This is a genomic window from Nostoc sp. DedSLP04 (assembly GCF_034530775.1).
Lineage (GTDB): Bacteria > Cyanobacteriota > Cyanobacteriia > Cyanobacteriales > Nostocaceae > Nostoc.
Map to the genome: position 1 here is coordinate 40,720 of NZ_JAVRCL010000063.1, position 9,031 is coordinate 49,750.

At 39.8% G+C, this 9,031-nt stretch carries 7 protein-coding genes and 1 pseudogene; 5 read left to right on the forward strand and 3 right to left on the reverse strand.

What is annotated here, in order from left to right:
• Positions 1-204: 204 nt before the first annotated feature.
• Together RMX89_RS27855 and crtO are read left to right on the forward strand one after the other, a co-directional pair.
• Positions 205-963 (forward strand): DUF2993 domain-containing protein, encoded by a 759-nt coding sequence (locus RMX89_RS27855; protein ID WP_322691204.1) that lies wholly within the window; start codon positions 205-207, stop codon positions 961-963.
• A 105-nt stretch (positions 964-1,068) separates the two neighbouring features.
• Positions 1,069-2,763, forward strand: a complete 1,695-nt coding sequence (gene crtO / locus RMX89_RS27860) for a beta-carotene ketolase CrtO (RefSeq protein ID WP_322686887.1) — start codon at positions 1,069-1,071, stop codon at positions 2,761-2,763.
• A gap of 85 nt (positions 2,764-2,848) precedes the next feature.
• On the opposite strand, the gene RMX89_RS27865 is transcribed toward crtO, so the two are convergent.
• Positions 2,849-4,585 (reverse strand): trypsin-like serine protease, encoded by a 1,737-nt coding sequence (locus tag RMX89_RS27865; RefSeq protein WP_322691205.1) that lies wholly within the window; start codon positions 4,583-4,585, stop codon positions 2,849-2,851.
• Between the two features lie 641 nt (positions 4,586-5,226).
• Between RMX89_RS27865 and RMX89_RS27870 the strand changes: the two genes are divergently transcribed.
• The 3 genes from RMX89_RS27870 (at position 5,227) to RMX89_RS27880 (ending at position 7,160) form a co-directional block, all read left to right on the forward strand.
• Positions 5,227-5,970, forward strand: a complete 744-nt coding sequence (locus RMX89_RS27870; RefSeq protein ID WP_322691206.1) for a tetratricopeptide repeat protein — start codon at positions 5,227-5,229, stop codon at positions 5,968-5,970.
• A gap of 79 nt (positions 5,971-6,049) precedes the next feature.
• Positions 6,050-6,922 carry an NAD(P)-dependent oxidoreductase gene (locus RMX89_RS27875; protein ID WP_322691207.1) on the forward strand — a complete coding sequence of 291 codons (873 nt, stop codon included), beginning with the start codon at positions 6,050-6,052 and terminating at the stop codon, positions 6,920-6,922.
• Positions 6,923-6,965: 43 nt separating this feature from the next.
• Positions 6,966-7,160, forward strand: coding sequence for a hypothetical protein (locus tag RMX89_RS27880; protein ID WP_322671409.1), 195 nt, complete (start codon positions 6,966-6,968; stop codon positions 7,158-7,160).
• Here RMX89_RS27880 and RMX89_RS27885 read toward each other — a convergent pair.
• Together RMX89_RS27885 and RMX89_RS27890 are read right to left on the reverse strand one after the other, a co-directional pair.
• Positions 7,132-8,607, reverse strand: a complete 1,476-nt coding sequence (locus RMX89_RS27885) for a DUF4157 domain-containing protein (protein ID WP_322691208.1) — start codon at positions 8,605-8,607, stop codon at positions 7,132-7,134. The genes RMX89_RS27880 and RMX89_RS27885 overlap by 29 nt on opposite strands.
• A gap of 227 nt (positions 8,608-8,834) precedes the next feature.
• Positions 8,835-9,031, reverse strand: a pseudogene (locus RMX89_RS27890) (hypothetical protein); the annotation flags it as partial.

Sequence of the window (9,031 nt, forward strand, 5' to 3'; positions counted from 1 at the left end):
CCCACAAGAAAATTTATTGCAACAATTTAGCCTTGACACGCTACGACATCTACATCAATTTATATTTGTTCACATACATTGAATTTTTCTCGCCGACTTAATTACTCAATCCCCCCATTTGCATATATCGTAATATAGAGCCGCTTGTTAGTATCTAGCCTTTACAGTAAATAATAAGAGAACATTTATGAGAATTAGTAATTCATGCCTAATGAGCATCGGTTAGAAGAACAATTTCTATCCCAAGAAGCTGAAAAACAAGTATCCAATCAGCTAGATGAAGCAGAAGAAATAAAAATAGATGTAAAAACCGATCTGTTAAAAATACTTCAAGGACAGGCGGATGGAGTTGCAATTGCAGGGCAAGGATTAGTCATTAAAGAAGACATTCGCGTACAGGAAATAAAACTGCAAACAGATAGTATAGCCATCAATCCTTTTAGCGCTCTTTTTGGTCAAATAGAACTCAATGAGCCAATCAATACCATTGCTAGGGTTATACTCACAGAAGTAGATATTAACCGCGCCTTGACTTCAGAGTTTGTTCGTAGCCAGATGCAAAACTTTGAGTTGAATGTAGATGGAGAAATTGTCAGTTTTGAGCCAGAAGAAATTCAGGTATTTTTACCTGGTGATGGCAAACTAGAATTTAAAGGAAAGGTGCAGTTAAAGGAAATGGGAAATACTCGCCCTTTAGCTTACACTGCGATCGCTCGCCCACGAACTAATTCACAACCCGCCATGCTGGAGGCTTTTAACTGCACTGAGGGAGAAGGGATTTCAATAGAATTAACTACAGCATTGATGCAGAAAGCTAAAGAACTGATGAATATACCATCCTTTAAATGGCAGGAGATAGCTTTTTCTATCAAAAATTTAGAAGTACAAAAAGGTACTTTAATACTTATGTTAGAAGTTCAAGTAAAGCAAATACCCCCATCGTCAAGTTTAATATCTCCTTAGTAGGATTGACACCAGTTAAAGATAATTTTTGTTACTGAGGGATGATGTCAATGTAATAAAAATTTTCTAAAATTTTAGAAAGCTATTTATTTCTAAATTCCAACTATGCAAGAGTATGATGTTGTGCTGATCGGTGCTGGACATAATGGACTAGTTTGCGCAGCTTATTTGCTAAAAGCTGGTTATAGCGTTCTGTTACTAGAAAAGCGTTCTGTACCAGGTGGCGCAGCAACAACTGAAGAATGCTTACCGCAAGAAGCTCCTGGATTTAAATTCAATTTGTGTGCGATTGACCATGAATTTATTCATTTAGGGCCAGTTGTTGAAGAATTAGAACTAGAAAAATATGGCTTGCATTATTTGGAGTGCGATCCAGTTGTTTTCTGTCCTCATCCTGATGGGAAGTATTTTTTAGGACATAAGTCGCTGGAAAAGACTTGTGCAGAAATCGCCCGTTACAACCAACGTGATGCCAAAAAATATGCAGAATTTGTAGACTTTTGGCAGCGAGCGCTAGGTGCAATGATTCCTATGTTTAATGCACCGCCAAAATCAGTTATAGACATCCTTGGTAACTACGACATCACCAAACTGAAAGATTTATTTTCTGTTATTGGTTCTCCAAACAAAACGCTGGACTTTATTCGCACGATGTTGACCAGCGCTGAGGATTTACTTAACGAGTGGTTTGATGAAGAATTTCTGAAAGCGCCACTAGCCAGACTATCAGCAGAACTTGGTGCGCCGCCATCACAAAAAACCCTTGCCATTGGTGCAATTATGATGGCAATGCGTCATAATCCGGGGATGGCCAGACCTCGCGGCGGAACTGGCGCACTTGTGCAAGCTTTGGTGAATTTAGTCACAAGTAAAGGTGGCGTTATTCTCACAGATCAGCACGTTGAAAAAGTTTTAATTGATGATGGCAAAGCTGTAGGTGTGCGGGTTGCTGGTGGAAAAGAATATCGCGCTAAATACGGGGTTATTTCTAATATTGATGCCAAGCGGTTGTTCTTACAAATGACAGATAAAAGCGATATTGATGGAGCCGACCCAAATTTATGGGAAAGATTAGAACGCCGCATCGTTAACAACAACGAAACCATCCTCAAAATAGATTTGGCTTTAGACGAACCACTCCACTTTCCTCACCACGCTCACAAAGATGAATATCTGGTTGGTTCTATTTTGATTGCTGATTCTGTGGCTCATGTAGAACAGGCTCATAGTAAATGTACTTTGGGAGAAATTCCTGATGCTGACCCATCAATGTACTTGGTGATGCCTAGTTATTTAGATCCCACATTAGCACCACCAGGTAAGCACACTCTATGGATTGAGTTTTTTGCTCCTTATCAAATTGCTGGTGCAGAAGGCACTGGTTTAAAAGGTACTGGTTGGACGGATGAATTGAAAAACAAAGTTGCAGATCGGGTGATTGATAAATTGGCAGACTATGCACCCAATGTCAAGAATGCAACTATCGCCCGTCGGGTAGAAAGTCCAGCCGAACTAGGAGAAAGATTAGGTGCGTACAAAGGTAATTATTACCATGTTGACATGACCCTAGATCAGATGGTATTCTTCCGTCCCTTGCCAGAAATAGCGAACTACAAAACGCCAATTGATAATCTATTTTTGACTGGTGCAGGGACTCATCCAGGTGGTTCAATTTCGGGAATGCCGGGACGCAATTGTGCGCGCGCATTTTTGCAAGCAAAACATCCCATTAGCCAAACTTTGAAAGATGCGCGGGATTCGATTAAGTCAACTGTCGAGTCAGTGTTTGGCATTAGTTAAGCCTTGCACAGAGAAAATAGAGTAATACAGTTCAGATAAACCCAAAACCCTTAAGTAAAGACGCGATTTATCGCGTCTTTACTTATTAGGCAATCACGAAAATATTTGTATTAGTCATAGCTAGACCTATTGCTAGTTGAGCAACTTGGATTTGACTGGATGAGCCTGTACCATCAGCATCAAAGAATAAACCTCCTGTATTATTGTTGTAGATAAAGCGATCGCTACTATCTTCTGCTACTGAACCGATAAAAAATTGCGTAGCTTGAAGTATACCCTCACTAAGTCCACCTCCAAACCCTATTTTAGAAACATAAATTGTGTCATCTAAGGACGAAAAATCTGTAATGTTATGAATACCCTCAGCAGGGGTATTAATAGTAAAAACATCAGATCCAATTCCTCCCGTTAGTGTATCGTTACCTAAACCTCCAACGAAAGTATCATTACCACTTCCCCCTATAAGAATGTCATTGCCATTTCCACCATTTAGATTGTTATTACTAGTATTACCAGTCCCATTAATATCATCTGCACCTGTTAAGGTAAGATTTTCTTCATTAGCTGATAAAGGAGAGCTAACGGTTGATGAAACGGTCATATCTGGCGAAGTAGGCGTACTATTGGTAACAGTGAGTAAAGTTTTAAATACCTTTTGGTTGCTGCTTAGACTTTCATCAAACTCTTGGATTGAATTAGTTGGATCTAGAAATGAAATAACATAGTAATTTCCAATTGGGATATTAGGAAATGCACCGCTCCAAGTCGCTGTTCCCGAATTGAATGGATTAATCGAAGAAATAGTTGTATTACCAATTAAGTAATGAGAACCAATATTATCAGTGATATTGGTATCAGTGGAAGCATAAAAAGAAACCGAGAAAGTGTCTGTCGCGGCTGTACCATTGTTGCGAGGATAGACTGTGATGCTGAAATTTTCCCCATATTTGATAGTTTTATTATTAAAACTTCCAAGAGTGGTGTTAAACCATACATCAGAATCTACTAAATCAGCTTTGTCAGTGGGTTGGCGCGCGGTATTGTCTTGGTCGATCCAGTTTTGAATCTCATTATATCGAGCGCTTGTAATTCGGGCGAACTCGTTGTAAAGCGGAGTTTTGTTGCTGGTTGTCTCATTTGAAGCTACTCCATAAATAGTTGGTTTATTTGTGTTGGAATTATTAAGCCAGAGAGGGCCTCCACTATTTCCAGGTAAGATATCTAGCTCATTACTACGCAATATTGAGTCAGTTGTACTTGTGATTTTTCCACTCTGAGTCCACATATCATAGTTGTCAAATTTCCCATCGCTATTGGAATCAAATTTATCAGAAGGGTATCCAGTGACATTCATTAAAGTTCCACTGCTGAGATTATCGTCATATCCATAGTTAAACCAGCCAGTGAAGTTTCCAATATTGCGGTCAAGAGTAACCAATCCTATATCGTATTGAAAAGTTTCGCTTTTAGTTTGATCTCCTTGAGTCCATCCATCAAAAGAACGTGTGTAAACAGATTTTGCTTCACTATAATATTCATAATCAGCCCGGTTTGTACCAGCAATGATATTTCCTTTAGAACCAAGCATCACCTCAATTTTATCTGCCCAACCTCCATATCTCGTATCATATACACAGTGTCCTGCTGTTAAAAAGTGGTAGGAATCAATCATGGCGCCAGAACCGTTAATGATAATATCATCAGCAGTATTAATAACCCCATCTGGGCCTTTCCAACTTATTCTCATCTTTCCTACAGCACTAAATGGAGAAGTTGTCGTGTTGCTAACTTTTGTCCGACCATCAGGGGAGAAAAGAGACATACTTTTATATCCTAAATAAAAATGATGAATACAAAATATACAATTTTAATGCCAAAAATTATTTCATGGCATTATGAATGCACTAGCAATTTTTATGAGAATTTTTCTCGATAATAAGTTTTTAAGTAATATTAAAACTTTAAATTGCCATATATTTAATATAAATTATTTCTACAATTTATCAATATCTAGAGCTTACTTTGAATTTTATTTTTAAGCATAAAATAAAAGTAATTAATAGAGATAGAGGTTGGAAAAACTAACTATTCTGATATTACTTCTGTCTTCACCTTTGCGATCCTGGCTGATTTATACCGTCGGCATTAGCGGATTAAAGAAGCTTTTCATCAGGGTGAATTACTACACGAGTGCAATGTTTACGACGAGTCACAGCTACGCAATATATATAGCAGCACAAATAAATTGTTTTTTGAGTAAAGCAGGTTCTAAGCGATTGCTTTATGTGTACTTAATATGATATTATTACACACGCTTGATTTTGATAAAGTTTTATGCATCAGCAAGAAAATTTTCTGGGAAAATAAATATAAGTAAATTAATGGGTAAAAACTAGTGTATTTTGATAATACTCAAAAAACTAACAAATTTGAACATCATCTAATAATTTTTGTAGGTACAGCATGGTTTTTCGGCACTGCTTCGTTGCATCTGGCTTGATAGCTTTCTTGACATTTGGCTGTAGTGGTGGGGGAAACTCATCGGTAGAAAATACTACACAGGTTGTCCAAGAAAGCAATGTAACCCAACTTTTCATAGAAGCGAAGGCTACCCAAAAAGCAGAAGATTACTTTCATCAAGGTAATAATTTATTAGATAGACAAAATTATGAAGATGCCATAAAAGCTTATGATAAAGCGATCGCTATCAAAGTTGAGAGTCCTGAAGCTTGGATTAACCGTGGCATCGCTTTAACATCGTTGCAACGCTACCAAGACGCTCTTGCATCTTATAATAGAGCGATCGCCATCAAACCTGACAAATATGAAGCTTGGTATAATCGTGGCATCGCCTTAACATCGTTGCAACGCTACAAAGATGCTGTTACATCTTACAACAAAGCGATCGCGATCAAACCCGATAAATATGAAGCTTTAATTAACCGAGGCATAGCTCTAACAAAGCTGCACCGCTACCAAGATGCGATCGCATCTTATAATAGAGCGATCGCTATCAAGCAAGATTTGCACCAAGCATATTACAATAAAGCTTGCTCTTATGCTTTACAAAGCAATCTAGAATTAGCAATTGAGAACCTAGACAAAGCAATCAAGCTTGTTCCTAATAAATACAAGAAATTAGCAAAAACTGACCCAGACTTTAGCAAAGTGCGTAATGAAAAGCAGTTTCAGGAATTACTGCAATAGTATTTGATGCGCCACTACTCAGTGTAAAATATAAGCCTGCTGTAACAAGGATTTTTTCTTGAGCGGTTTACGATTATACATGAAAAAATTGTTAATCACTGGGGCAAGTGGTTTTTTAGGATGGCATCTTTGCCAGCTTGCAAAACAAGAATGGGAGATTTATGGCACTTATTTATCCCATCCTTTAGAGATTCCTGAGATGAAAATTTTACAAGCAAACTTAACAAATTTTCAGGAATTGAAACGTATATTTAATGATGTCAAACCAGAAGCAGTTATTCATACTGCTGCACATTCGCAACCAAATTTTTGTCAAACCCACCCTGAAGAATCGCACGCAATTAATGTTATAGCATCCTGCAATATTGCCGGACTTTGCGCGGATAATTCTATTCCTTGTGCTTTTACCTCAACCGACTTAGTTTTTGATGGTTTAAATGCTCCATATCGAGAAACAGATGCCGTGTGTCCTGTCAATCTTTACGGTGAGCAAAAGGCGATCGCAGAAGCAGGTATGCTAGAAAGATATCCTATGACCGCAGTGTGTCGAATGCCGTTGATGTTTGGTGCAGCAACACCCACAGCGAAAAGCTTTATTCAGCCATTTATTCAAACTTTAGAAGCCGAAAAAGAACTAAATTTATTTATTGATGAATTTCGCACCCCAGTAAGTGGAACAACTGCCGCCAAAGGACTTTTATTAGCATTAGAAAAAGTTAATGGCATCATTCATTTAGGTGGCAAAGAGCGGATTTCACGTTATGATTTTGGACAGATATTAGTAGAAGTATTGCAACTTCCCGCCACTAGACTTAAATCCTGCCGCCAACAAGATGTGAAAATGGCAGCACCTAGACCAACAGATGTTTCTTTGGATAGTTCCAAAGCTTTTGCATTGGGGTATCAGCCTTTATCTGTAAGGGAAGAATTAGAGGCAATACAATTCAGTTAAGGCTAGGTGTTAAAACTAAAAACGGAAATAAGCTATTTTTGGAATGCGATTACTCCGGCACACTACACTTAGGCATCTCAACCGTCACGCTTTCTATAAAACCGATACCAATCTGCAAGCAGATCGTGCAGCATTTCCTTGGATTGTTACCTGGGAGTTGCATCGGTTCGCGGATATTGTCTGCGATCGCACTAATTACCTACAATCTACTATTGTCCCCACACCCCTGTTATGCTAATGGTACGCCCTTGCTCATTGAAATAGACTTTCACCCATACCCTGCCATTTTGTACAGATCCTCTTTCCCGAATAATATTGTTATCGGCTCCGTGAGCCGCCCTGATGATTATGTAATTGCAATTAATTGGCACTTTCCATATTGGTCCACCCAATGGCTCTGCTGCGTCGTAGTCTGCTCCTAGCACTAAATCCTTAACATTAGCATCTGTCTCCATTAATACGGTGTTAGTTGTACCACGCCCATTGTTTGCTCGATTTAACGTTGCAGTTTCTGCTTGTGCCTCGGTCTGTGCGAGATGATCCGAGATGAATGTGTTACTGCTGTTATTTGCCGTGTAATTGTGTTGAGGTCCACCAATCGGTGTCTTTTGAACTAGATATGATGTTATGTTGAGTTCTCTTTGCAATGAGGGCTGCTCATGTGACAAATACCTCTGTATACCACCATTTTGCTGCACAACGTGTGTCAATTCATGCGCTAACAACTCTTGTCCGCCCCGACTCACTGGATTATATTCACCCGAACGAAAGAACACATCTTGCCCAGTCGTAAAAGCACGTGCCTGAATTGACCGATTCAACTGGTCAGATTGACCATCCGTGTGAACCTTTACCCCACTGAAATCTGCGCCAAATGCCCGTTCCATCGGTTCGCGGATATTGTCTGCCATCAATTGTCCACCACCCCTTGCTTGGTTAATGGAGGCTTCCAGGTCTGGTGTAGCAGCCATTCCAGCATTAGCCTGACGCTGCACCATCGGCTTCATCTGTAATTCTTCCTCATCCTCTGGCAATGCTTCTCGTTGCAGTGTGCGATTGTCCAGAGATTTCATTTGCAATTCTTCCTCATCTTTTGGCACTTCTTCTCGTTGGAGTGTGCTATTGTCCAGAGATTTCATTTGCAACTCTTCTTCATCTTCTGGCACTTCTTCTCGTTGGAGTGTGCTATTGTCCAGAGATTTCATTTGCAATTCTTCCTCATCCTCTGGCAATGCTTCTCGTTGCACCAAAGGAGTGATGGAATTTGCCAGAGATTTCATTTGCAATTCTTCCTCATCCTCTGGCAATGCTTCTCGTTGCACCAAAGGAGTGATGGAATTTGCCAGAGGTTTCATCTGCAATTCTTCTTCATCTTCTGGCAATGTTTCTCGTTGGATAGACTGGCGATTTACAGGTTGCGCCATTGTTTGCATTACTTGCTGTGCGACGCTATCAGCTTCCTGTTCGTATTTGTCTCCAGGCTGGCTAATTGAGAGTTTTGCCTGGGTACGCAGTGGTATGCGACTGATATCGTGAGTAACTGGTTGGTGGAGTGGTTGTATTTTAGGAATTGCTTGGCGTGAAATTGCCGACGGCTCCAAACCAAAGCCGCGTATCGGTTGTTTCAGGGATGGAATTGAGAAGCCTGTAGTAGTTTTTTTCTGCCGACTGACATGTTCTCTCATTTTCTTCTCCAGATTGCCCAAGCAGTAGCTAGATGAATATTTTACTGTTAATAATATCTAGAGTACTGCGATCGCACTTGTAACACAATTTATCGAAAGTCTAAATCTTCGGGAACCCGATTCTATTTTGCACTCTACAAGATTGGCGATCGTATTTTATCAACAATTATACATGGGCGATGTCTACGACGGGCTTTGCCTACGCAACACTATTCAGACAGTCGCTACTACAATAAAGGCGATCGCCTCTCGCTGAAATTGTCCAAGCGTTGGATCGTGGCGATCGCCTTCTTGGAATTAACTTCTGCCAAGACGTTTCGGTGTTTCGCGCACTCTGTATCAACTTCTGCCTTCTTGGAATTAATTTCCGCCAAGACGTTTCGGTGTTTCGCGCACTCTGTATCAACTTCTGCCTTCTTGGAAT